This window comes from Caldimicrobium sp. SLHALR3, from assembly GCF_058692735.1.
Genome location: NZ_CP182484.1, coordinates 1068667 through 1090341, shown reverse-complemented (window position 1 = coordinate 1090341; position 21675 = coordinate 1068667). Strand labels below are relative to the sequence as shown.

20 protein-coding genes are annotated in these 21675 nt (G+C 30.3%); 9 read left to right on the top strand and 11 right to left on the bottom strand.

The annotated features are described in order from the left end of the window. Positions 1 to 16 precede the first annotated feature (16 nt). The 11 genes from ACLGLP_RS05810 to ACLGLP_RS05760 form a co-directional block, all read right to left on the bottom strand. Positions 17 to 4180 (bottom strand): PEP/pyruvate-binding domain-containing protein, encoded by a 4164-nt coding sequence (locus ACLGLP_RS05810; protein ID WP_492112336.1) that lies wholly within the window; start codon positions 4178 to 4180, stop codon positions 17 to 19. 28 nt (positions 4181 to 4208) lie between these two features. Further along, a complete protein-coding gene (locus tag ACLGLP_RS05805; RefSeq protein WP_492112335.1) occupies positions 4209 to 5210 on the bottom strand; it encodes a type I glyceraldehyde-3-phosphate dehydrogenase in 1002 nt (333 codons plus the stop codon). A gap of 8 nt (positions 5211 to 5218) precedes the next feature. Next, a complete protein-coding gene (rimI, locus tag ACLGLP_RS05800) occupies positions 5219 to 5653 on the bottom strand; it encodes a ribosomal protein S18-alanine N-acetyltransferase (protein ID WP_492112334.1) in 435 nt (144 codons plus the stop codon). Beyond that, positions 5637 to 6515: an RNase adapter RapZ gene (gene rapZ, locus ACLGLP_RS05795; RefSeq protein ID WP_492112333.1), complete on the bottom strand. Its 879-nt coding sequence runs from the start codon at positions 6513 to 6515 to the stop codon at positions 5637 to 5639. Before rapZ ends, rimI begins: the two co-directional genes overlap by 17 nt. Positions 6516 to 6524: 9 nt before the next feature. Further along, complete coding sequence (gene hpf, locus ACLGLP_RS05790) at positions 6525 to 7031, bottom strand: ribosome hibernation-promoting factor, HPF/YfiA family (protein ID WP_492112332.1); 507 nt, start codon at positions 7029 to 7031, stop codon at positions 6525 to 6527. 17 nt (positions 7032 to 7048) lie between these two features. Further along, the gene (rpoN, locus tag ACLGLP_RS05785) at positions 7049 to 8437 is read right to left on the bottom strand and encodes an RNA polymerase factor sigma-54 (protein WP_492112331.1); all 1389 of its coding nucleotides are present in this window, start codon (positions 8435 to 8437) and stop codon (positions 7049 to 7051) included. Between the two features lie 10 nt (positions 8438 to 8447). After that, complete coding sequence (gene lptB / locus ACLGLP_RS05780) at positions 8448 to 9164, bottom strand: LPS export ABC transporter ATP-binding protein (RefSeq protein ID WP_492112330.1); 717 nt, start codon at positions 9162 to 9164, stop codon at positions 8448 to 8450. A 6-nt stretch (positions 9165 to 9170) separates the two neighbouring features. Beyond that, entirely contained in the window at positions 9171 to 9632 is a 462-nt protein-coding gene (locus ACLGLP_RS05775; RefSeq protein ID WP_492112329.1) for an LptA/OstA family protein, read from the bottom strand. Positions 9633 to 9807: 175 nt separating this feature from the next. After that, positions 9808 to 11424, bottom strand: a complete 1617-nt coding sequence (gene groL / locus ACLGLP_RS05770) for a chaperonin GroEL (protein WP_492112328.1) — start codon at positions 11422 to 11424, stop codon at positions 9808 to 9810. A gap of 28 nt (positions 11425 to 11452) precedes the next feature. Then, positions 11453 to 11743, bottom strand: coding sequence for a co-chaperone GroES (groES, locus tag ACLGLP_RS05765; RefSeq protein ID WP_492112327.1), 291 nt, complete (start codon positions 11741 to 11743; stop codon positions 11453 to 11455). Positions 11744 to 11836: 93 nt separating this feature from the next. Then, complete coding sequence (locus ACLGLP_RS05760; protein WP_492112326.1) at positions 11837 to 13393, bottom strand: bifunctional aminoglycoside phosphotransferase/ATP-binding protein; 1557 nt, start codon at positions 13391 to 13393, stop codon at positions 11837 to 11839. A gap of 108 nt (positions 13394 to 13501) precedes the next feature. On the opposite strand from ACLGLP_RS05760, the gene ACLGLP_RS05755 reads away from it, so the two are divergent. The 9 genes from ACLGLP_RS05755 (at position 13502) to ACLGLP_RS05715 (ending at position 21669) form a co-directional block, all read left to right on the top strand. Continuing rightward, a complete protein-coding gene (locus tag ACLGLP_RS05755; protein ID WP_492112325.1) occupies positions 13502 to 14248 on the top strand; it encodes a slipin family protein in 747 nt (248 codons plus the stop codon). Positions 14249 to 14345: 97 nt separating this feature from the next. After that, positions 14346 to 14570, top strand: a complete 225-nt coding sequence (locus tag ACLGLP_RS05750) for an HP1242/YdcH family protein (RefSeq protein WP_492112324.1) — start codon at positions 14346 to 14348, stop codon at positions 14568 to 14570. Positions 14571 to 14643: 73 nt separating this feature from the next. Then, positions 14644 to 16335, top strand: coding sequence for a biosynthetic-type acetolactate synthase large subunit (gene ilvB / locus ACLGLP_RS05745; RefSeq protein WP_492112323.1), 1692 nt, complete (start codon positions 14644 to 14646; stop codon positions 16333 to 16335). Positions 16336 to 16353: 18 nt separating this feature from the next. After that, positions 16354 to 16851 (top strand): acetolactate synthase small subunit, encoded by a 498-nt coding sequence (gene ilvN / locus ACLGLP_RS05740; RefSeq protein WP_492112322.1) that lies wholly within the window; start codon positions 16354 to 16356, stop codon positions 16849 to 16851. A gap of 89 nt (positions 16852 to 16940) precedes the next feature. Then, entirely contained in the window at positions 16941 to 18887 is a 1947-nt protein-coding gene (locus tag ACLGLP_RS05735) for a transketolase (protein WP_492112321.1), read from the top strand. Then, positions 18880 to 19623, top strand: coding sequence for a twin-arginine translocase subunit TatC (gene tatC, locus ACLGLP_RS05730; RefSeq protein WP_492112320.1), 744 nt, complete (start codon positions 18880 to 18882; stop codon positions 19621 to 19623). Before ACLGLP_RS05735 ends, tatC begins: the two co-directional genes overlap by 8 nt. A 2-nt stretch (positions 19624 to 19625) precedes the next feature. Continuing rightward, entirely contained in the window at positions 19626 to 19832 is a 207-nt protein-coding gene (tatA, locus tag ACLGLP_RS05725; RefSeq protein WP_492112319.1) for a twin-arginine translocase TatA/TatE family subunit, read from the top strand. Between the two features lie 8 nt (positions 19833 to 19840). Continuing rightward, the gene (locus ACLGLP_RS05720) at positions 19841 to 20722 is read left to right on the top strand and encodes a nucleotidyltransferase family protein (protein WP_492112318.1); all 882 of its coding nucleotides are present in this window, start codon (positions 19841 to 19843) and stop codon (positions 20720 to 20722) included. Beyond that, positions 20719 to 21669, top strand: coding sequence for an aminoglycoside phosphotransferase family protein (locus ACLGLP_RS05715; protein WP_492112317.1), 951 nt, complete (start codon positions 20719 to 20721; stop codon positions 21667 to 21669). The genes ACLGLP_RS05720 and ACLGLP_RS05715 overlap by 4 nt, the downstream gene beginning before the upstream one ends. The last annotated feature ends 6 nt before the right edge of the window (positions 21670 to 21675 follow it).

Genomic DNA, 21675 nt, shown 5'->3' with positions numbered 1-21675 from the left:
CTATAATTTTTAAAGTTTATTCTACTTTAAAGTTTTTGATTAGCTCATCTATTTTACCTTTAAAGATTTGTCCACTTATACCATTTAAGGTAATCCAGTCTCCTAATTTTAACACATATCCATTAATTTTTGCCTCCTTTTTCAATTCATTTATGCTTAAACCTTCACATCCGACCACACAAACTTTCCCAAGTCTTGAAGCCACAATAGCTGCATGGGAGGTCTGTCCCCCTCTTGCGGTAAGAACCCCACTTACAAGTGATATTTCTCTTATATTATCAGGCACCGTATCATATCTTAGCAAAATTAACGGATCTTTGGTAGATTTAAATTCTAAAATGTCTTCTAAAGAAAAAACAATCCTTCCTGAAATAAGACCTCCCGAAACCCCTATTCCCTTTCCTATAAGTTCTAAGTTATCTAACAACTTTTTATCAAAAAGAGGAATTGCCCTTTCTTCTCTTAAGATAATGTCTCTTACTTGAAGTATATAAAGGTCTTCCGGCTTTTCACTTTCAAAAGTAAATTCAATTTCTTGATGACCCCATTCCTTTTCGTATACCAAATAGTAAGCAAAATCTAAAAGGGCTTTGTAAATGTTAGGAAAAGCTTCCTCTAAAGATGGACCTTCTCTATTTTCTATTTTTCTTTGTTCTAAAGATATAGGATAAGCATTGACAAGCCCTGAAACAATATCTTCTCCCTGATTATAAGGGGTATAATCTCCCCATAAAATAATTCTTGGAAACTTACCTACAGGAGAAGTAGTTAAAGTAACCCCTGTTCCTGAAGATAATGACTTGTTACCAAATACCATCTGCTGAACTATAACAGCTGTTCCCCATTCTTCAGAAAGATGCATAATTTCTCTATAAGCATTTGCTTTGTAAGTATGCCAAGAATTTAAAATAAGTTCTATTCCTCTAAAAAGCTGTTCCCAAGGATCATCTACTAAAAAAACTCCCAATTTCTCAACGGACTTTTTATAAAGTAAAGCTAATTCTCTCATCTGTTCACCAGCAAATTCTCTCTTCTTTTTTACTTTATATTTTCTTTTATGTTCTCTCATAAGATTGTTAAAAAAATCACGAGGAATTCCATAAGCCATTGCCCAGCTCTGTATAAATCTTCTATAAGTATCCCATGCAAACCAAGGATTTTTGCTAATTTCAGCTAATCCCTCTATTATCTCTTCGTTAACCCCAACATTTAAAAGGGTGTTCATCATTCCAGGCATAGAAAGCGCTGAACCACTTCTTATACTAAAAAGCAATGGATTTTTTTTATCACCTAACTTCTTATTAGTCAAATTTTCCAACACTCTTACACATTCTTTGATTTTATTTTCGTAATCCTCCCACAGCTCTCTATACTTTTTTATCAATCTATAACATCTAAATACTTCTGTAGTCAAAATAAATCCATAGGGTATTTTTATGCTAATGTTTTCCTCATTAGCAATAGTTACAAGATTGTATCCTTTATTTCCCAAGTAAATTAAATTGTTAACTAAATGATTAGGTTTGTGAATTAAAGAAAGTATTCTTCTGGAGTCATAACTCATAAGTAAATTTAAATCTTCCATATCAACCTTGTTTGAATAAGAAGAGAGAAGATCGTATATTTTTTTGAGAAATTTATCAAGATATTTTAAGACTAAGGCACTATCTATAATCTCTCTAATAACAATTTCACTTATACAAAAATAGGCTTCTTCTTTATTGTGAAGGTTTTTAAAACATCTCTTGTATTTTTCCTGTATATCCTCAGAATCAAGTGCCTCAAATACCAGGGGAAATACTTTTAAAAATGGACTTACATAGTATGCCTTTAAAATATGCTGGACTCCTTCTATTAATCCTCTAAAAATATCAAGGTACTGTCTGTAAGAAAGTGGATAACTTTTTATAGAACTTTCAAGAAGATTTAAGTAAGTATCAAATTTCTGAGAAAAAATTCCATCAATATAAAGGGCTTTTTTAAATAACTTCAAGATTTTCAAAATTTTAAAAAATGAAGCTTTAGTAATAAAACTAAGATCCAGTTCATCTATAAGCTTTGAAAATAAATTATTTACCACATATTCAATTCTAAAAGTAAGACCGAGTGCATCAAACTTTTTTTCTTTATACCTTCCATACATAGAAGGAATGTCAACTGCTATATGCCTTTTAATCAAAATCTCTTCAACAGGAGTAAATTTCTCTGAAGTTAATATTATGTTTTCCTTTAATTCTTTTAACCATAATAACAATTTATCTATCTTTTTTTCAATTTCTATTTCTTTATTAACAATTAAATCTTTTATATCTGAAATAAAAGGGAAATCCTCTTTTGAATATTGAGACAAAAATGTATCTATATCTTCTAAAACACCATAGTATTTTTGAAATTCTAATTTATAAAGATATATAATTAAATAAAGTTTATGCTTATAAATATTATCAAATTCAATTTCTTCTATATATTTTTTTATCTGATTTATATCCTCACTAAAAATAGCTTCTAAAGTATTTTTCTGAGATCTTTCAAGCAATAAATTTAAGAGTTTTTGCATATTTAAATGATATTCTTTTTCCTCATTAACTACTTTTTCATAAATTTCTTGAGGTAAATATTTTTTTATAAAATTGTCATCTAAGGTTAACCAATAATTCAAAATATCTTTAATAAACTCAATAGCTAAACTTGAATTTTCTATGTGAATAAATTTTCTTAAAAAGTGAATTAAACTATCTTTTCTTTGAAATATTTCGTCAACTTCTGTAGAAAAATCTCTTATTAACCCTTCCGCTCCTATTTCATTGTAATAAACAGGTAAAATTTTACAAAACTGCTTCACCAAGTTATAAACCGGTTTTATAGGAGAATTTAAAAGACTGGTTATTTCTTTCTGAAAAAGATCGGTATCTTTAATTGATACCCCGTATAATTTCAAATTTAATATAAGCGCAGAAAGAAGACTGCTACACCATTCTGGATTCACTTTAAATATATCTAACCAGGTTTTAATGTTTAATAAGTGATTGGGATTTTGTTTAATTCTCCAGTTAACATCAATCCCTCTAATCTGTGGAGGTTGAAAACCAAATTTTATCATTTCATTTATAAGAACTTCCGTGAGATATACATTCTTTTTATTTAAAATGCATATTCCTATATTTTTTATACATTCTAAAGCTGTCCAAGGATAAAGATGGATTTTTTCTTTAAGAATCTTAAAAAATTCAATTAAAAACTCATCTAAATTGTGAGAAGGTTTAGAATTAATTAAATAAATGAGATTGTTATTAACCTCTTTTATTAATTCCTCATGTATGAGTCTAAGGGTAGGGACTTCTATAAGTTTAAATAAAAACAAAATTTTCTTTTCCTCAGAAAAAGTTGAATTTTCTAAAGAATTAATAAACTGAATAAGTTTCTTTAGTTCTTTTAAAAGATCTAAATGATCAGGTAGCTTTAATAGATAATTCAAATCAGATTTGGAAAAATTCAATTCCTCAATAACCTTAGCAAAATATGAACTTTTTAAAATAAACTTTTTCTCTAATAAAGGTAGCTCTAAATTATCTATATTTTTTTCAACAAGTTTTTTCCATAAGGTATAAGTCAATGTATAGGATCTCACAAGTAAAAGAGTGCAAATTTCTTCTAATTCTAAGGGAAGTGAAAATTTAATAAGTTTTGATACCAATTTTTTGAAAGAATAGTAGTTTTCCAAGAAATTTAAAAAATATTTTTCAGGAAGATTGGTTATAGCTTTTAAAATTTCCTTTAAAATTGGAGCAATCTCTTGTAAAACCTTTTCATCTATAATATCTATAGTTTTATCAAGAACTGAAAAGATTGTTTCGGCTGTTTTGATGTTTAAATCTTTTTCTTCGCTGAAAAATTTAAATAAAATATCAAAAGTCAACCAATATCCTTGAACTTTAAGTTTGTGATTTATGAGAAGGGAAAGATTTTTTAAAAGAAAACTTCTAAATTCATTAAGCACTATATAGCTATTTTTATAAGGATGAAAAATTTCTCTCAATAATAGTTTTATTTGATTTTTTAATGCAGGAAAATTGGAAAAAATTTCCAGAAAAACATTATACTGAGGTTCGTATTGAACTTCCTCTACAAAGGTATGAGTTAAATTTGCTAAAAGAGCTTTAGAAGTAAATCTTTCCATCATAAATTACATATTAAATTACATATTAATACTAAACTTCTTTTTCTGCTATATAATTTACTAAATCCAAAATTCTTACAGAGTAACTCCACTCGTTATCATACCAGGCAAGCACTTTTACTAAATTTCCATCTATTACTTTTGTTAAAAGCCCATCAATTACGGCATTATAAGGCTCTTCAATAATATCTGAAGATACGACAGGATCTTCAGTATATTTTAAATATTTACTCTGGTTTTCTTTAAAGATTTTGTTAATCTCTGCAGGATTAGTTTTTCCTTTTATTAAAATGTTAAAATCATTTATGGAAACATCAGGAACAGGAACCCTTACGCAAATCCCTTCAATTTTCCCTCTTAAATTGGGGATAACTTTTGTTATAGCTTCAAAATCTATGTTTACAGGAACTATATTTAAAGCCGCCGCCCTTGCTCTTCTAAAATCCTTAGGATGAACCATATCAAGAAGTCTTTGAGTATTGGTATAAGCATGGATACTGTTTAAATAACATTTTTCCAACTCATAATGTTTCATTAAAAGATCAAGAACAGGAATTGCAGAATTAGCAATACAAGAAGAAGCTGAAATAACAAAATGAATAAGTGGATTATAATCCCCCTCATTTACTCCCATAACAATGGTAACATCCTCATTTATAGCAGGAGCAGAAATAATAACCCTCTTTGCTCCCTTTAAAAGATGCTTTCTTGCTAAATTCCCATCTGTAAATCTACCCGTTGCTTCTATTATGTAATCTACTTTTTCCTCATGCCAAGGAATTTTTTCTGGTTCTGGTTCCTGAAATATTCTTATCTCTTTCTCTTCTATTTTAATATAACCTTTTTCAGCTTTGACCTTAAAAGGCATTTTTCTAAATACTGAATCATACTTTAACAGATAAGCTAACATCTCTGGAGAAGAAAGATCATTAATAGCTACTATTTCAAGATTTTTAAATTCAGAATATTTCAGCTTTGCTCTTAATATAGCTCTTCCAATCCTACCAAATCCGTTAATCCCTATCCTTACCATAAAACCCTCTATATCTCTTTAAACATAATCAAGGCGTCTTCGTTGTTATAATAATTTTTTCTTCTGTAAATTTCCTTAAAACCCAACTTTTTGTAAAAATTGAAAGCTTGTAAATTGGAAGCTTTTACCTCTAAAAATATTTTACTTATCTTTTCCTTTTTGGCAAATTCTATCAAATTTTTTATAAACTCAGTCCCTGCTCCTTTTCTTTGATATTCCTTTTTTATTCCTATCCGCAAGATCTCAATTTCTGGTTCAATTTTCCTGAAAATGAGATATCCAATCACTTTTTCTTCAACTTTTAAAATCCAAATTTTAGAAAATTTGTTCTCAAATTCTTTTAAAAGTTGTAAATAAGACCAAGCTTCCTTTGAAAAGAGGTTATTTTCCAATTCCGAAATAATTTTAATATCCTCTTTTTTTACTTCATTGAGAATGAACATCCTTCTCTATATCTCTATAAGTTTTTACTAATTCTATTTCTGGATGTTTCTCTTTTATTCTCTGAGCCAAAATCTCTATAATTGCAGGAGATCTATGTCTTCCACCTGTACAACCTATTCCTACAGTTAAATATTTTCTATTTTCTTTGTAATAAAAGGGTATCAACCAATCTAAAAAGGACTCTAAATAATCCATAAATTTGAGGGTTTCAGGAAATTTTAAAAGATAATTTTTTACTTCCTCATCTTTTCCACTCAAAGGCTTTAAAGATGAAACAAAATAAGGATTGGGTAAAAATCTGACATCAAAAAGGAAACTTGCTTCATAGGGAATACCATATTTGTATCCAAAACCTATAAAATGAAGAATCAAATTTTTATCTGATTTTCTTTCTTTATAAAGTCTAAAAATTTCATTTCTTAGTTGATGAACATTAAATTCAGAGGTATCTATAATCAGATTTGCTATCTCTTTCAAATCTCCCAGAAGTTCCCTTTCTTTTTTAATAGCCTTTTCTAAGCTTTTAAGTTCTTCTTTCATTAAAGGATGCATTCTCCTTGTTTGATTGAATCTGGTTATAATAACATCATCTTTCGCATCAAGAAAAAGAATTTCAAAGTTGTATCCTTTCTCGTTAAGTTTCTTAAAAACTTCCGAATATTCTCTTAAAAAATGCTTGTCCCTTATATCCATTACTAAAGCTATATTTTTATTTTCTAAACTCTCTTTAACCTCTTCTAAAAATTGCAGAAGAAGTCTTATAGGAAAGTTATCAATAGAGAGGTATCCCAAATCTTCAAAAGCTTTAAGAGCTGTACTTTTACCAGAACCAGAAAGACCTGTAATTATAACTATATTCATAGATTGCTTTTAAGAAAATTCAGGCACAATAATAACCGATTTTTCTCCCTCTGAATAAATTAAACAAATTTTTTCATAATCAGTATTATAAAAAAGCATAAAACTGTTTTTATTTTTTTTGAACCATTCTAAAGCTTCTTGGGTTGACATAGGATCAATTTTTACTGATTTTATAATATATTTTTCTTCAGTTTCAGGTAAACCTGTTTCTACCTCTTTGCTTTTTCTAAATTCTTTTCTTTTTTCTTTAATTTTCTTAATCTGTTTCTCTAAAGTTTCATAAGCTAAATCTATAGCTTCATAAATGTCTGAAGTTTCTTCTTTGGCAATTATATTTTCTCCATCTCCATTTATGATAACTTCTACAATTTCTCTAAACTTTTCTCTTTTAAATACCACTTGAACATTAACCGGTCCTGTAAAGTATTTTTCAAATTTACTGAACTTCTTTTCTGCATAATTTTTAATTGCTTCTGAGGAATCCATTCCTTTGAAAGTAAAATTAAATTCCATCATAGATTTATCCCTCCTTCTTATTGTTTTTTAGATATCTTTCTTTCTTTTATAGATGGAATTTGCATCTCTTCTCTATATTTTGTAACAGTTCTTCTTGCAATACTAATTCCGTATTTTTCTCTTAATATTTTAGCAATAGCACCATCGCTTAGAGGTTGGGCAGGATTTTCCCCATCTATAATTTCTTTTATATAGTCTTTCACAGCTTTAGCTGACAACTTTTCTCCTTCTTTGCTTTTATAACCTGAGGAAAAGAAAAATTTTAAAGGAAACATTCCTTTAGGAGTTTGCACATATTTATGAGTGATAATTCTACTAATTGTAGATTCATGTAAATTAACATCTTCAGCAACATCTTTAAGAGTAAGTGGCTTCAAGAACTTAATTCCTCTTTCCAAAAAGTCCTTCTGATGTTTTAAAATTGATAGACCAACTTTATAAAGATTGGAATATCTACTATCTAAAGCTCTTAAAAGATCTTCAGCATCTTTAAGTTTCTGCTTAAGAAATTTTTTAACTTCTAAATCTTTTCCTTTTTTAAGAAAATTTTTATAATAATTATTTAATTTAATTATAAAAGGACCTTCCTTTACGACCTCTACCTTCCATTCATCTTCCTCTTTATAAAAAATTAAATCTGGTTCTATATAAACGGTGTTTTCGTTAAAATAATTTCTGGCAGGATATGGTTCTAAGTGTCTAATTATTTCTAAAGCTTCTTCTATCTCTTTTTCATTGTATTTATAAGTATTTTTAAAATATTCTATTCCTTTTGGTATCTCTTCAAGATGTTTTTCTACTAAAATGTAAGGTAAGGAGTTTTTATCGTATCCAATAAATTCAAGCTGAGTAAGAAGGCATTCTTTGAGATTTAGTGACCCTACCCCTACGGGATCAAGAAATTTTAAAATGTTCCTTACTTTTTCTACCTTTTCAAGAGAGGTGTTAAACTCTTTTGAAATCTCTTCCAAAGGAATACTCAAATAGCCTTTGTTATCAAGATTACCTATTATAAAATAGGCTATGTTTTTTTCTAAATCTGTAAGGTCTTTTAAATTGATTTGCCATAAAAGATAATCCGTAAGTTTTTCTTCTGCTTTAAGTGTTTTTTCCCAACTTCTTTCTTCTGGTATTTCTTCATCAAAATAAAACTTTCTCTCTATAAGTGCTTCTTCGAAGTTGATTTCTTCGTTTAATTTAATTTCTTCTAAACTTTTTTTTTCAAAATAAGAATCTTCTGGAAGGTCTTTATACTCTACCTCTAAAAATGGATTGCTTTGAGCTTCTTGAAGTAAAAAATTGTATAATTCCAAAGTGTTTAACTGTAATACTTTTAAAACAAGCTTAAGTTGAGGAGTAAGTATTAGCTGAGGCTTAAGCTTTAATTCGTTTCTCAGGTCTACCATCTTTTAACTTCTAAATAACAAATTTCTCACCTAAAAATTTTTCTCTTACCAAATTATTTTCTAAAAGTTCTTGAGGATTTCCTTCCCCAATTATTTTCCCTTCAGCTATCACATAACCTCTGTCACAAATTTTAAGTGTATCTCTTACATTGTGATCTGAAATCAGTATACCTATACCTTCCTCTTTCAAATCCTTGAAGATCTCTTTTAATTGAGCTATTCCAATGGGATCTATTCCTGCAAAAGGCTCATCTAAAAGAATAAATCGAGGTTCAATTAAAAGAGCTCTTACTATCTCAACCTTTCTTTTTTGCCCTCCAGAAAGGGTATATGTTTTTTGATTTAGTATATCATTAAGATTAAAAAGCTTTATATAATATTCTAATTTTTCTTCAATTTTTTTGAGATTATTTTTTAGTCTTTCTAAAACTAGCTTAAAGTTTTCGGCAACGGTAAGTTTTCTAAAAACTGAAGATTCTTGAGGTAAGTAAACTATCCCTTTTTTGGCTCTTTCAGCTACATCTAAATTTGTAATATTTTCTTCTCCTAAAATTATCTGACCTTTGTCTGGTTTCAAAAATCCAGCAATCATATAAAAACATGTAGTTTTACCTGCTCCATTAGGACCTAAAAGCCCTACAATTTCTCCTTGTTGAATCTTTAAAGATATATCTCTAACCACTAATTTTTTTTTAAAAGATTTTTCTAATCTCTCAGCCTTTAACATAAAATGTTATCTCAAATACACCTTTGCTCTCACTCTACCCTGATCTTTAGCTAAAATTTCACTTCTATCTTCATTAAAGTATATAATTACTATGTCTCCTTCTACTAAATTTTTATCGTGCCATACCTTTGGAGTTTCTTCCAATACCAATTTTTCCTGGTTTTTAAAGTAAACTGCCTTACCAGCATAGGCTTTCCATTTTCCCTTTTCTATTATCACCTTCCCTAAAGCAACTATTTTGTTAATCTCCTTTTTCCCCTCTGGAGTAGTTACATAATACACATACATCTTATCACACCAAACTTTTAAATCTTTTTTAACTCCAAAAACTTTTCCAGTAAACACAACTAATCCCTCACTCTCAAAAACTTCCATTTTGTCAGAAGTTATATTTATCTCTGAAGCTTCGGAACAAAAAACAAAACTAAATAGCAAAAATAATACCAATATAATCCTTAATAAAGCCATAAATCTTTCCTTTAACATTGTTTATTTTTAATATAAATCATCTTTTAGGTTTAAACAAGATCAAAATAATGAGAGAATTAAGAAGACTGGTCAAAACTTGAATTGGTTTTTAAGAATTAAAAGATTGGTTTAAAAAATAAAAAAGGGGGGGGTTAACCCCCCTTTTTATTTTCATTTAGAATTCTCCAGGTGGTGTAACCGGTCCTTTTTCATCCTTCTTAGGTTTCTCAGCAACCATAGCTTCTGTGGTAAGGAGAAGTCCTGCTATAGATGCTGCATTTTGTAAAGCGCAACGGCTAACTTTCTTAGGATCTATTATACCAGCAGCTACAAGGTCCTTGAATTCTCCAGCTTCTGCATCAAATCCAATTGACCCTTTTTCAGCCTTTACTTTTTCTACAATTATAGAACCTTCATATCCTGCATTAGAAGCTATTTGACGAAGTGGAGCTTCTAAAGCTTTTTTAACAATTTCTACACCATATTGTTCGTCTCCGTCTAATTTAAGATTTTCTAAAGCTGGTAAACATCTAATATAAACGGTTCCGCCTCCAGGAACAATTCCTTCTTCTACTGCAGCTTTTGTAGCATTAAGAGCATCTTCTACTCTGGCTTTCTTTTCTTTCAATTCTGTTTCAGTTGCTGCTCCTACATGGATAACTGCTACTCCACCTACTAACTTAGCAAGTCTTTCCTGCAATTTTTCACGGTCATAATCTGAGGTAGTTTCTTCAATTTGAGCACGAATTTGTTTAATACGAGCTTCAATATCTTCTTTTTTACCAGCTCCGTCTATGATTGTTGTATTTTCTTTTGTTACCACCACTCTTCTTGCTCTTCCAAGATCAGAAAGCTGAACATTCTCAAGTTTCATACCAAGCTCTTCAGAAACAAAAGTTCCTCCAGTAAGTATTGCAATATCCTGTAACATTGCTTTTCTTCTCTCTCCAAATCCAGGAGCTTTCACTGCACAGCACTGTAGAACTCCTCTAAGTTTGTTTACAACTAAAGTAGCAAGAGCTTCTCCTTCCACATCTTCAGCAATGATTAAAATTGGCTTTCCTGCACGAGCTACCTGTTCAAGAAGTGGCAAAAGATCTTTCATTGCACTTATCTTTTTATCATAAACTAAGATATATGGATCCTCTAAAACGCATTCCATCTTTTCAGCATCAGTTATAAAATAAGGAGAAATGTATCCGCGATCAAACTGCATTCCCTCAACTACTTCAAGATAGGTTTCAAGTCCTTTAGATTCTTCTACAGTAATAACACCTTCTTTTCCTACTTTATCCATTGCATCAGCGATAAGATTTCCAATAGTTGAATCGTTATTAGCAGAAATAGTAGCAACTTGTGCTATTTCCTGACGAGATTTGCAGGGCTGAGCAATCTTTTCCATTTCTTTTACCACTACCTCAACGGCTTTATCAATTCCTCTTTTTATAGCCATTGGATTAATCCCAGCTGCGACCAATTTTAACCCTTCACTAAAAATAGCCTGAGCTAAAACTGTAGCTGTAGTAGTTCCATCACCTGCTACATCGCTGGTTTTTGAAGCTACTTCCTTTACCATCTGAGCTCCCATATTTTCAAACTTGTCTTCTAACTCAATCTCTTTTGCAACTGTGACTCCATCTTTAGTAATTAAAGGTGATCCAAAAGATCTTTCTAAAATTACATTTCTACCTTTAGGACCAAGAGTTACTTTTACTGCATTAGCTAACTTATTAACTCCACTCAAAATTTTCTCTCTGGTAGTAGCTCCGTAAATAATCTCCTTAGCAGCCATATCACTACCCCCCTTTTTTAATTTTTAATTATTCCTCAATAATAGCTAAAACATCGTCTTCTCTCATAATTAAATATTCTTCTCCTTTTATTTTAATTTCAGTTCCAGCATATTTGCTGAAGAGTATCTTATCTCCCTCTTTTACTGTTAAGGGCTGTTTTTGTCCATTATCTAATATTCTTCCATCTCCTACAGCTATTACTTTACCCATAATAGGCTTTTCCTTAGCTGTATCTGGGATGATAATTCCTGCTTCAGTTCTCTGTTCTTCTTCTATACGTTGGACTAAAATACGATCATGCAATGGTTTAATCCTCATACCTCCACCTCCTTTTTAAGATTAATTTTGAAATTATCTTACGAGTTTAGCAAAAAGATAATCATTAATTTTAAAAAGACAAGGGAGAAGAATTTAATTTTTGGCTTTTAAAAATGATAGAATTTTATTTAAAAGATTTTCCAAGGATTCTGAAGTATCAAGAGTCAAAAGGGGGAAACAATCGTCAGGTAATTCAAATTTTTGTTTTTGAGAAAGATAAATATCCCAGAGTGCATCAGAGTAAGTCTTTTCTAATTTCCTCTTAAAAATCCTTTCCCTAACAACTTCATCTTCTGCCTTACACCATATCCAGTAAATCCTTGTTTTTACATTTTTTAATTTTTCCCTTAGTAAATCTCTAAATTTTCTCTCTCTAAAAGTAGCATCTAAAATTACATCTCTTCCATAAGATATTTCTTCTATTGCCATTTCTATCAATTTTTCGTAAGTTTTTAGTGTAATCTCAGGAGAATAAATTCCCTTTTCAAATTCAGCATAATAATGTTTATCTGGATCAAGCTTTAAAAGTTTTTTTCTTATAATATCAGAAGCCAAATAAACCGCTGGCATTTTTTTTAAAAGATTTTGTGAAAGAAAGCTTTTTCCAGTCCCTGAAAGACCAAAAAATACAATAACTTTTGGAATCCCTCCTGCATAGAGATAAGCAAGATCAAAATATCTTTGAGCAGACTCAAGCGCCTTTTTTCTTTCCTCTTCTAAAATCTCCAAAGATGCATAGGTAAAACACCCGATTTTGCCTCTTACATAGGCTCTATAACATTTATAAAAATTTAATAGTTTATAAATATCCTTATCTCCGCTTTTCTCCACATAACTCTTTATAAAGTATTCGGACAAATCTTTAAATCTATGATAATCAAGATCCATAGCTAAAAAGGATATATCACAACATACATCTCCGCATCTAAATCTTTCATTAAACTCAATACAGTCAAAAATGTATACTTTTTTTAAATTTTCAAAACAAATATTGGCTGAGTAAAGATCTCCATGCCCATCCCTTATAAATCCTTCTTTAATTCTTTTTTCAAAAAGCCTTTTTTCTTGTTTAAGAAATTCTTTGGTATAATTAACAATATAATTATATTTTTCTTTTGTTAAGGCTATCCCGACAAAATCTTTTGTTTGCTCAAAATTTTCATTAGTGTTATAAGATATAGTTTCTATACTTCCGTATTTATTAATCTCTTCTCCTGTTTGAGAATTTTTGTAAAAAGGAACTAAAACATCCACAATAAGATCAATGTGTTTTTCAGTAACCTTACCATTTTGCAAAAGCTCTTTCATCATTCCTTCTTCAGGAAGTCTTTTCATTTTCACTGCATATTCCACTATTTTACCCTTTCCTTCAAATTCAAATTTTCCGTCTTTTTCAGTAATAGGTACAACCCCAAGATAAATATCAGGAGAAAGCCTTCTATTTAGTTCTACTTCTTTTTCGCAAAAATATTTTCTTTTTTCTAAGGTGGTAAAATCAAGGAAACCAAAATCAACTGGCTTCTTGATTTTATAAACCAGTTCATCTGTAATAAAAACATAAGAAATGTGAGTCTGGATAATTTTTAGCTGAGAGGTTTTGTAAGGAAAAGAATCTAGAGTTATAAGTTTATCCCAAAAAATTTTCTCCATTTTCTATAATTTTAAATTCTCTTATTGATTTAGGCAATATAATTTACCTTGACCAATTTTTATAATTTATTTAAAATTTAAAAAAACAAAGGTAACGGAGGAAAAAAAATGGGTTTAACTATACTTTTCTTAATTGTTTTTCTTTTATTGTTTTTGCAGGCTTCTGTAAAAATAATAAATGAGTATGAAAGAGCTGTTGTTTTAAGATTGGGTAAGTTTTTAGCAGTAAAAGGACCTGGCTTAATTATATTAATTCCAATTATTGATAAAATGAGAAAACTTGACTTAAGAACAGTAACTCTTGATGTCCCTCCTCAAGAGGTTATTACCAAAGATAATGTTTCTATTAGGGTTAGTGCAGTTGTTTATTTTAGAGTTATAGATCCGGAAAAAGCTTTTTTACAAGTTGAAGATTATCATTATGCTACCAGTCAATTAGCTCAAACCACTTTAAGAAGTGTCTGTGGGCAAGCAGAATTAGACGAAATTTTGGCAGAAAGAGAAAAATTGAACATAAAGTTACAGGAAATTTTAGATGCTGATACTGAACCTTGGGGAGTAAAAGTTTCAAAAGTTGAGATAAAAGAAATTGATCTTCCTGAAGAAATGAAAAGAGCTATGGCAAAGCAAGCTGAGGCTGAAAGAGAAAGAAGAGCCAAAATCATAAACGCTGAAGGTGAGCTTCAGGCTTCAAAAACGCTTCTTGAAGCTGCTCAAGTAATGGCACAAAATCCCATAACTTTACAATTAAGGTATCTTCAAACATTAACCGAAATATCTACGGAAAAAAATTCTACTATTATCTTCCCTCTTCCATTGGAAATACTTAAAGCTATTAGCGCCTCTCACAAATGATTTTAAAAAAAATTTTAAGGTTAAAGGAATTTTTTCACAAATTGTGTAATAATTTTATTTATTTATATATAATATTTTGTGAAAAAAGGAGGTTTGGATGAACAAAGAAATAGTTAAAGAATTTAGTAAAAAGTATCCTGATATAAAGGACTTATTTGAAAAACATCAGGCTTTAGAAAATGAGGTTGCTCAGATATCCCAAAAAATTTACTTAACACCTGAAGAAGAACTCAGAGTTAAGCAGCTTAAAAAAGAAAAGCTATACATAAAGGAACAAATTTACAAATTGATAAAAAAATACGAGGGAATAGAAATAGAATAAAAGCTGAGTTTCTCTCTTTTCTGTTTTGTATTTTAAAAATTTAAAAAGGGAGGGATATAAATTGGGGAAAGTAATGAGTGGAGCTCAAATGGTTATAGAAGCTTTAAAAAAAGAAAAAGTTGAGGTTGTTTTTGGATATCCAGGTGGGGCTGTTATTGATATTTATGATGAACTTTATAAAACTCCTGAAATAAAGCATGTGCTTGTTAGACATGAACAAGGTGCTGCTCATGCTGCTGATGGTTATGCCAGATCAACAGGTAAAGTCGGAGTTGTATTAGTTACTTCTGGACCAGGATCAACAAATACTGTAACTGGTATTGCAACAGCTTACATGGATTCCATTCCTATAGTAGTTTTAACAGGACAGGTTCCTACAAAACTTATTGGAAATGACGCTTTTCAAGAAGTTGATACTACCGGAATTACCAGACCGATTACTAAACACAATTTTTTGGTAAAAAAAGTTGAAGATTTACCAAGGATTTTAAAGGCTGCTTTCTATATAGCCAGAACCGGAAGACCAGGACCTGTGGTAGTTGATCTTCCAAAGGATATTCAACAAGCTAAGGGAGAATTTGTTTATCCTGAAGAAATAACTTTAAGAAGTTATAATCCTGTCTATGAGCCTCATATTAAACAAATAGAAAAAGCTTATTCTCTTCTTGAGCAAGCAGAAAGACCAGTTCTTTTGCTTGGAGGTGGTGTAATTTCTTCGAATGCCTCTCAAGAGGCTATAAAATTAGCTGAAACACTAAATTTGCCTGTTACTATGACTCTTATGGGACTGGGTTCCTTTCCAGGAGACCATGAACAGTCTCTCGGAATGCTTGGTATGCACGGAACTTATTATGCAAACATGGCTGTTGCTAATTGTGATGTATTACTTGCTGTTGGAGCAAGGTTTGATGACCGTGTAACAGGAAAGGTAGATGCCTTTGCTCCTGGAGCTAAAATTATTCATATTGATATTGACCCTACTTCTATTCAAAAAAATGTTAAAGTCCATGTTCCCATTGTAGGAGATTGCAAAAGAGCTTTGACGAGGATTTTAGAAATGGTCAAAAATAGCGGAAAACCTAAAAAATATTGGAAAGAAAGATTTAAAGAATGGTGGGAACAGATTGATATCTGGAAAAAAAGATATCCCCTTTCTTATAAATATGATCCTAATTATATAAAACCTCAATTCGTAATAGAAAAACTTTATGAATTAACAAAAGGAGAAGTAATTATCGCTACAGAAGTAGGACAGAATCAAATGTGGACTGCTCAGTATTATAAATTTAAATACCCAAGAACCCTTATTACCTCAGGTGGACTTGGAACTATGGGTTTTGGATTTCCTGCTTCAATTGGTGCTAAGATAGGTAACCCTGATAAATTGGTTATAGATATCGCTGGTGATGGTTCTATCCAAATGAATATTCAAGAATTAGCTACTGCTATGGAACAAAGGCTACCTATTAAAATAATTATTCTTAATAATGGATATTTGGGTATGGTAAGACAATGGCAGGAATTATTTTACGGAAAAAGATATTCATATGTAAAATTCCATGTTTTGCCTGACTTTGTCAAATTAGCTGAAGCTTATGGTGCAGTTGGAATGAGAATAACCAAACCTCAAGAGGTTGAACCTGCCCTAAAAAAAGTATTAAGCATGGATACTTTAGTAATTTTAGATGTTCACATAGCTCCTGAAGAAGGTGTATTTCCAATGGTTCCTGCAGGTAAAGCAACTACTGAAATGATTTTAGTATAAGAGAGAGGGAGGACAAAAATGGAAGAAAAAAGACATACTCTTTCTGTTTTAGTAGAAAATACACCTGGAGCATTAGCAAGAATTGCTGGGCTTTTTAGCGGAAGAGGATTTAATATCGACAGCTTGTGTGTTGCTGAAACTCTTGACCCCACATTATCTCATTTAACCCTTGTTACTCACGGAGATGAATTTATTTTAGAACAAATTATAAAACAATTAAGAAGATTAATCGATGTGTATAAAGTTGTAAATGTTACAGAAGAAGGAGAATATGTAGAAAGAGAAATGGCATTAATAAAAGTAAAAGCAGAAAAAGAAAATAGAGAAGAAATTTTCAGAATTTGTGAAATTTTTAGGTGCAAAATTGTAGATGTTAGTCCGAGAAGTTACATAATAGAAGTTACAGGAGATAGAGAAAAACTTCAAGCAGTAATAGAACTTTTAAAACCTATGGGAATTAAAGAAATTGCAAGAACTGGAATCATAGCTATGAAAAGAGAGAAAAAAACTTTATAATTTTTCGCAACTTTCTTCTTGATTTTTTCTTACTCTCAAGTTATAAATGTCTTTTATAATTTTTTATAGAATTAGAAGAGGGAGGTTTTATGATGAAGTTTGATCTCAATAAAGACGATTTGTCAAAAGAGGAAATCCAAGCTTTGGAGCTTTCCTTTAAAAGGTGTGCGAGAAGAATTATATTAGCTACCACTTTGGCAGGAAGTGGACATCCAGGAGGTTCTTTATCATCTTTAAGTATGCTTCTTGTTTTGTATGGAATTGCTAAAATTGATCCTAATAATCCAAGAGCTTATGATCGAGATAGAATAGTTATAAGTCATGGACACATTAGTCCTGGTGTATATAGTGTTCTTTGTGAATATGGATTTTTCCCTGAAGAACCTTTTCTTATGGAATTTAGACGCGCTGGATCTGCTTTTGCTGGGCATGTAGAACAGGCAGTTCCTGGAGTGGAGTGGAATACGGGAAATTTGGGACAAGGTCTCTCAGCAGCTTGTGGAATGGCAATAGCTATTAAATTGAAAGGACTTAATAATAAAGTTTTTTGTTTAATGGGTGATGGAGAGCAACAAAAAGGGCAAGTAATTGAAGCAAGACGCTGGGCTGTAAAATTTGGACTTGACAACTTAATTGTTTTAATTGATTATAACAAACTTCAAATAGGAGGAGATATATCAAAAGTTATGCCTCAAAAAATAAAAGAAGAAATATTGGCAACTTCTTGGAATGTAATAGAAATAGACGGACATAATTATTCAGAAATATTTAAAGCTTTAAAAAGGGCCATCAAAAAAGAAGTAGACAATCCTGGGAATCCTACTGCAATTTTAGCTCATACTACAATGGGTAAAGGAATATCTTTTATGGAAAACGACCATAAATGGCATGGAATGGCTCTTCCAGAGGATTTAGCAAAAAAAGCTTTAGAAGAACTTGGTTTTGATCCAAAGGAACTCGATGTTCTTAAAGAAAAAAGAAAAAGCTGGGTTGTATCTTTTCCTCACCAACCACATGAACCCCTTCCTGTTGAAATAGAAACACCAGAACCTACCATCTATTCAGTTGACACCAAAACCGATTGCAGAAGTGCCTACGGAAATGCCCTCCTTAAACTTGCTGAAAAAAACAATTTACCAAATAAACCTCCTAAGGTTTTAGGATTAACCTGTGACCTTGAAAGTTCCGTAAAAATGGGAAGTTTTAAAAAACATTCTCCTTCAGCATTTTTTGAATCTGGTATTCAGGAGCATCATACTGCTTCTCTATCTGGAGCTCTTTCAAAAGAAGGCTTTTTAGTATTTTTTTCAACTTTTGGTGTATTTGCTGTTGATGAGGTTTACAATCAATTAAGGTTAAATTCTCTTAACAAAACCGCCTTAAAGGTTGTTTCAACCCATTTAGGAGCTGATGTGGGAGAAGATGGTCCAACTCATCAGTGTATAGACTATTTAGGAATTCTTTTCAATCTTCCTGATTTTGAAATTTACATACCTGCAGACCCCAATCAAACAGATCACATAATAAGATTTATTGCTAAAAGACCAGGAAATGTTTTTGTTGGCATGGGAAGATCAAAAGTTCCTATAATAACTAAAGAAGATGGTAGTCCTTATTTTGACGAAAACTATCAATTTATCCCTGGAAAAGCAGATTGGATAAGAACTGGAAATAAAGGTGTAATTATTACCTACGGAACTATGTGTCATTATGCCCTTTCTGCTTGGGAAATGCTTAAAAATAAAGGCATTGAAATTTCCCTTTTAAATGTAGCCTCAATTAGACCTTTGCCAGAAGAAGATCTTCTAAAAGCTTCAAAACTAAAAAATATATTAGTAGTAGAAGATCACTATGTAGAAACTGGTTTAGGAAGTAAAATCGCTTCTTTTTTTGCTCTAAAAGGTATATCTGTAAAACTTAAACTTCTGGGATTAAAGGGTCCTATGTCTTCTGGAAGTCCAAAAGAATTATTTAAATTAGCAGGAATTGATCCAGAAAACATAGCAAAAGCTATGGAAAATCTTATTCATGAATAATTTGACACAAGAGTATAAAAAACAAACAATAATAGATCACCTTATTGAATTAAGAAGCTGTTTAATTAAGTCTTTTATTGGATGGGTAATAGGTGCAATTGTCTCTTATATATTTGCTGAAAAACTACTCAATTTTCTATTATTACCTTTATATAAAGTTGTTTCTCCTCAGTCTAAAGTTTTTTTTAGGATATTTCCTGAAGTATTTATCGTTTATATAAAGTTAGCTATAATTGTAGGGTTTATTGTAGCAAGTCCTTATATTTTTTATCAAATATGGGCATTTGTTGCTCCAGGTCTTTATCCACACGAGAAAAAATGGGTAAAGAGTGCTGTTTTTCTAACCTGCTTTGCCTTTTTGATAGGTGATCTCTTAGCCTATTTTGTGTTTCTTCCAGCTATTTTAAAATTTTTATTATCTTTCGGAGAAAAATTTCTCGTTTTTAAACCCTTTTTAAATGAATATATATCTTTTGTTCTGAAAATTTTTATAATCTTTGGTGTGCTTTTTCAAATACCTTCTTTTTTATTCCTCCTTTCAAAACTTGATTTAGTAACCTCTAAACAGCTAAAAAATTTTAGACCATACGCCATCATTTTAGTCTTCTTCATAGCTGCTATTTTAACTTCAGGAATTGACCCTATTAATCAGATTCTTTTAGCTATACCCTTGACACTTCTTTATGAAGTAGGTATAATTTTAGTAAAACTTGGAGAAATCAAAAAGGGAGGATAATCATGTTTCCTAATTTAGGAGGGCAAGAACTTTTTATTATTCTTTTTTTAGCTTTACTTATTTTTGGTGCTAAAAGACTACCAGAAGTTGGAGCAGGTCTGGGAAAGGGTATCCGTTCTTTTAAAGAGGCATTAAAAGGTGCAGATGTTAAGGAGGATATTGAAAAATTAGAAGACAAAAGTGAAAAAAGTGCATCTAAGGAAGCATAAATTTTTAAGTGCAAGCCTTTATCCTTTCAGCAGGTAAAGGGACTCGTCTTTTACCCTATACTAATATCTTACCTAAACCTCTTTTCCCCATCTTAGGAAAATCAATTATTGAAATCATTTTAGACCAGATCAAAAACTTAGGAATAACCTCTATAGGTATAAATGTTTTTCATCTAAAAGAGAAACTTATAAATTTTATAAAAGATTATCAGAAAAGAAATCCAAATTTAGAAATAAGAATTTTTGAAGAAAAAGAACTTTTAGGAACAGGTGGTGCTATAATAAATGCAAAAAGTTTCTTTAAAGAAGAAACCTTAATTATAAATTCTGATATTTTAACTAATTTTGATTTTAAAAAGTTTTTTTCTTTTCTAAAATTTTCAAAAAGCCCTGTAGTAATGGTTCTTTATAAAGGGGATAAAAACAATGTTAAAGTTGACGAAATCTCTAACAATGTTATCTCTTTTAGAATAACAAAAAACAACCTTTTCACCTTTGCAGGGATTCAAATAATAACCCCAGAAATAATTAAATACTTTCCCTTTAAAAAAGACATCATAGAAATATACCAAGATTTAATAAAAAGTGGAATTAAAATTTCAGCTTACATAGAAAATTCCTCTTATTTTAAAGACATAGGAACAATTGAAAGTTATTTTAAAGCCCATGAAGACATTCTTATTAAAAAAATAAAAATTCCTGAAACACCTTTTTATTCTAATCCTTTAGTCGTAAAAACAAAAAACATAGGAAAAAAAGTTATATTTAAGGATTGGGTATATATTGAAAAAGATACTGTTATAGAGGATGAAACTTTACTATCAAAGGTTATTTCTTGGAAAGGAGCTTATGTAAAAACAGGAATTTACAGAAATCAGATTTTAATATGAAAGATGTTTTAAACTGTTTAAAAATTTTTAAAATTTATCCTGAGAAAATAGAATCTTTGAGAGGTGATGGTTCTAATCGTAGGTTTTACAGGCTTTTTTTAAAAAACTATTCTTTAATTCTTATTTTACCTCAAGAAGGTCCTTATGGATTAAAAGAGGCAGAATCTTATTACGAATTAGGAACTTTCTTTTATAGAAATGACATACCAGTCCCAGAAATAAAATTATGGGACAAAGATAGAGGAATTCTTATAATAGAGGATCTTGGTGATATTAAATTATGCAATATCAAAAATCTAGAATCTTTTTATTATGCGACTATAGAAATACTAATTAGACTACAAAATCTTTCTTCCATTTTCCCTATAGAAAAGACCTTAGATACCCCCTTTTATGATTTTAATTTTCTCTGGGAAAGGGAAATAAATTATTTTTTTGAGTGGTATCTTAAAGATTACAAAAACCTCAAGTTAGATTTTAACTTCATTAAAGATTTTTTTAACTGGGCAAAAGAAAAAAGTGAATTTATTTCTTTGGTGGTTATGCATAGAGATTTTCAAAGTAAAAATATTATGATTAAAAATAAAAAAGTATTTATTATAGACTTTCAAGGAGCAAGGTTGGGACCTCCTTCTTACGATTTAGCCTCCTTATTATTTGATCCTTATGTAGATTATTTTGAAAATTTTAAAAATTCTTATAAATTTTTGAGATACTATTTAACTCTTGCGAAATATCCTGAAAATAAATTTTTTGAAGAATTTAAATTTTTAAGTGTTATCCGCTTAATGCAGGCTTTAGCAGCTTATTGTAAATTATCTAAAATGGGAAAATTATGGTTTAAAAAATATATACCTATTGCTGAGAAAAGATTATTTAAATTGACGGAAACTTTTTATCCTAAAATTTTTAAACTTTTTCAAAAAATAATTAAGGGAGGGGGTTAACCCTCC

Coding starts and splice junctions, on each gene's coding strand:
- ACLGLP_RS05810 (WP_492112336.1), bottom strand. CDS start 4,180: ATGATGGAAAGATTTACTTCTAAAGCTCTTTTAGCAAATTTAACTCAT.
- ACLGLP_RS05805 (WP_492112335.1), bottom strand. CDS start 5,210: ATGGTAAGGATAGGGATTAACGGATTTGGTAGGATTGGAAGAGCTATA.
- rimI (WP_492112334.1), bottom strand. CDS start 5,653: ATGTTCATTCTCAATGAAGTAAAAAAAGAGGATATTAAAATTATTTCG.
- rapZ (WP_492112333.1), bottom strand. CDS start 6,515: ATGAATATAGTTATAATTACAGGTCTTTCTGGTTCTGGTAAAAGTACA.
- hpf (WP_492112332.1), bottom strand. CDS start 7,031: ATGATGGAATTTAATTTTACTTTCAAAGGAATGGATTCCTCAGAAGCA.
- rpoN (WP_492112331.1), bottom strand. CDS start 8,437: ATGGTAGACCTGAGAAACGAATTAAAGCTTAAGCCTCAGCTAATACTT.
- lptB (WP_492112330.1), bottom strand. CDS start 9,164: ATGTTAAAGGCTGAGAGATTAGAAAAATCTTTTAAAAAAAAATTAGTG.
- ACLGLP_RS05775 (WP_492112329.1), bottom strand. CDS start 9,632: ATGGCTTTATTAAGGATTATATTGGTATTATTTTTGCTATTTAGTTTT.
- groL (WP_492112328.1), bottom strand. CDS start 11,424: ATGGCTGCTAAGGAGATTATTTACGGAGCTACTACCAGAGAGAAAATT.
- groES (WP_492112327.1), bottom strand. CDS start 11,743: ATGAGGATTAAACCATTGCATGATCGTATTTTAGTCCAACGTATAGAA.
- ACLGLP_RS05760 (WP_492112326.1), bottom strand. CDS start 13,393: ATGGAGAAAATTTTTTGGGATAAACTTATAACTCTAGATTCTTTTCCT.
- ACLGLP_RS05755 (WP_492112325.1), top strand. CDS start 13,502: ATGGGTTTAACTATACTTTTCTTAATTGTTTTTCTTTTATTGTTTTTG.
- ACLGLP_RS05750 (WP_492112324.1), top strand. CDS start 14,346: ATGAACAAAGAAATAGTTAAAGAATTTAGTAAAAAGTATCCTGATATA.
- ilvB (WP_492112323.1), top strand. CDS start 14,644: ATGAGTGGAGCTCAAATGGTTATAGAAGCTTTAAAAAAAGAAAAAGTT.
- ilvN (WP_492112322.1), top strand. CDS start 16,354: ATGGAAGAAAAAAGACATACTCTTTCTGTTTTAGTAGAAAATACACCT.
- ACLGLP_RS05735 (WP_492112321.1), top strand. CDS start 16,941: ATGATGAAGTTTGATCTCAATAAAGACGATTTGTCAAAAGAGGAAATC.
- tatC (WP_492112320.1), top strand. CDS start 18,880: ATGAATAATTTGACACAAGAGTATAAAAAACAAACAATAATAGATCAC.
- tatA (WP_492112319.1), top strand. CDS start 19,626: ATGTTTCCTAATTTAGGAGGGCAAGAACTTTTTATTATTCTTTTTTTA.
- ACLGLP_RS05715 (WP_492112317.1), top strand. CDS start 20,719: ATGAAAGATGTTTTAAACTGTTTAAAAATTTTTAAAATTTATCCTGAG.